Here is a 2341-nt window from a genome sequence, read left to right on the forward strand (position 1 = left end):
AGAGACTACGGTTTTGTCAACACCCTCTACATTTGGCAGAGAAACCTCTTGCTTATGGAAGCTAGGGTTCGTAGACCTGAGCTTTCGCTATTAGACAATCTAGGGCCTGCCAACCTGGTAGCCCTACATAGAAAATCGCTAAGGCATTATCACATCGATAAAGTGCTTGTCAAAGACGTGCGACACGTGTATGAGAAGTTTGATGCGATGTTCATCTACAAGAGACTTAGATGGTATTACAATAGCAATGACTCACTAGTGATCAATAAAGACTACCTCACAGCTCTCTTGGTAGCACCTCTAACAGTAATAGCAATGGCATTCCTTACAACATATCTGGGACCACCTATATTATTCCTGTTAATAACATATGCCATTCTCACGATACTAACAGAGAAACTTGCAGAGAATCGTGAACCTCATCAAGAGATAGTAGTCGGGATAATCGGACTACCAATATTAATCTTGCTCAAGAGTATTCTCTCCTACGTGATCACGGCTGAAACAATGAAGAGAAGGATTTGTGGAAGCGTGAAGAGAAGATGATTGTAATCACCTCACATGACGAATTCTATGAGAACGTAATCAGAAAGTTATCAAACGAACGTTTAGCAAGAAGAATCGCTACAGTAGTTTCTGCTAAGCATAGAAGTAATGACTGGAAGTATTTTGAAAACGCCAAGATAAACTTGCTATTACTTCATGGAAACCCTAAGATACGTAAAAAGTACATTGAGTTCATGGAAATCCTTAAAGCGGTTTCGCTTTTACCCCAAGAGGGTTACGCGCTGATAAAGGTACATCCATTTATAACTCATTTAGGTAACGATGTGGATATACTTGTCGAGAAGAAAAACTTAGAAGCTGTGGTTAAGCATCTAAGTAGAGAGCTTCAAGTAGAGAGCATCATTGGAAAATCTGGGAAGGGCGTCACATTATTGCTAAATGACATGGAACTACGAGTAGATATTTACAACGAGGTAGGCTGGGGAGGTCTTAAAGTACTAGACGTCTCTCTTGCTAGTCCCACAACAAGGAGGGTAGTAAGGCTTGTGAACAGTCTGGAAATCTCCGTGATCAGAGAGGATATAGACTTAGCTATATTGATTGCTCACATATTTGAAAGCGAGGGTTGGGTTACACTTGGTGACCTATTGAAATTGCTTCTTTTAAACCCAACGAATATGAGTGCCTCTGTCGAGAGCGTAAAAACGTATTTGAATATTGGAAGGCTTTATTCATACCTAGTGGCTATGTTAAACAATGAGGATGTCATTTCAAACATATTTCAGTATGGAAAGGCCCGGATCCCCATTAAATACTTACTACTAACTTCAGTCTCAACTATACTTGCAAATCTTAGAGCTAGAAGGGTCGATATGAAAGGGTATTACTGGGAAGTAAAGAGGCCGTTTCTGGAGGTTTTAAGATATGGACTTACTACTTAGCGGCTTTCATGCAGAATACTTTTTAGAAGGCCATGCTAGGATTTTTCTCGAGCTCTCCAATCTTCTCACATTTATGTGGAAACCCGACAAAGTACATGTCACTAACGTAAATCAGGGGGGTATAAGCGTTAACTTGGTAATATCTAGTCTCTATGCTTACCTCTCTAAGCGTGTAAATACTGTGATCGAAGTATATGACAATATGTACCCATTAGATGAGCTGATCGGCGCAGTTTTGAGAGGTCTGAGGAAGGCCGAAGTCGTAGTGCTCTCCTGGAAACCTCATCCATCGTTTTCAATAATTCAGAATAGGATTTTAGACAAGATTAGTGGTTACAACAGTAAGCTTATATCATTTGCCTATTCGCTCAATTACCTGGAAAAAGTTTTAAAAAGCTTAAGATTAAAAGATGAAAGTTCCGAGGTAGTAATCCTAAATCCTTGCTGTGATATAGACAGAGGTTCTTTGAAATTAATTAAGGTTCTACCACCAGTTCACAGCATTTTCCTACAGAAAGGATCTAAGGTTCTCAGAGAGAGGAGTGTCGATAGAGGTCGCGTAACCTTCAGGTTTATGGGAAGATTTCAGGGAGGAAGAGGAATTAAGGAGGTCATCACAGCATTTAAAAGGTTCAAGATTAAGAGACCTGAAGCAAGAGCTAAGCTTATCATAGACTCATTTAGTGAAGATAAAGAGACAAAAGAAGTATTTAAGCTTTATGGAGACGATGTTCACATAGTTATAACTAACCCGATAAAGCGTGTTAAAGAGGGTGCTTCAAGTCCTAGACAAATAATCGAGGAGATTGCCTACAAATATGCTTATAGTTCCTACGTCGTACTTCCCTATACAAGACCTGTTCACATAACCCCTTCTCTAACATTACTTGAAG

3 protein-coding genes are annotated in these 2341 nt (G+C 39.6%); all 3 read left to right on the top strand.

Annotated elements, in window-relative coordinates:
* The coding region (locus ACP5KC_RS10155) for a hypothetical protein (protein ID WP_428287499.1) at nt 1-546 on the top strand (546 nt) is incomplete at its 5' end.
* Entirely contained in the window at nt 543-1448 is a 906-nt protein-coding gene (locus tag ACP5KC_RS10160; RefSeq protein ID WP_428287500.1) for a hypothetical protein, read from the top strand. The genes ACP5KC_RS10155 and ACP5KC_RS10160, both read left to right, overlap by 4 nt.
* Before the next feature lie 181 nt (nt 1449-1629).
* Nucleotides 1630-2341: hypothetical protein (locus ACP5KC_RS10165; RefSeq protein ID WP_428287501.1), on the top strand; the 712-nt coding region annotated here is incomplete at its 3' end.

Origin of the sequence: Infirmifilum sp. (genome assembly GCF_049970975.1) — an archaeon.
Lineage (GTDB): Archaea > Thermoproteota > Thermoprotei > Thermofilales > Thermofilaceae > Thermofilum > Thermofilum uzonense.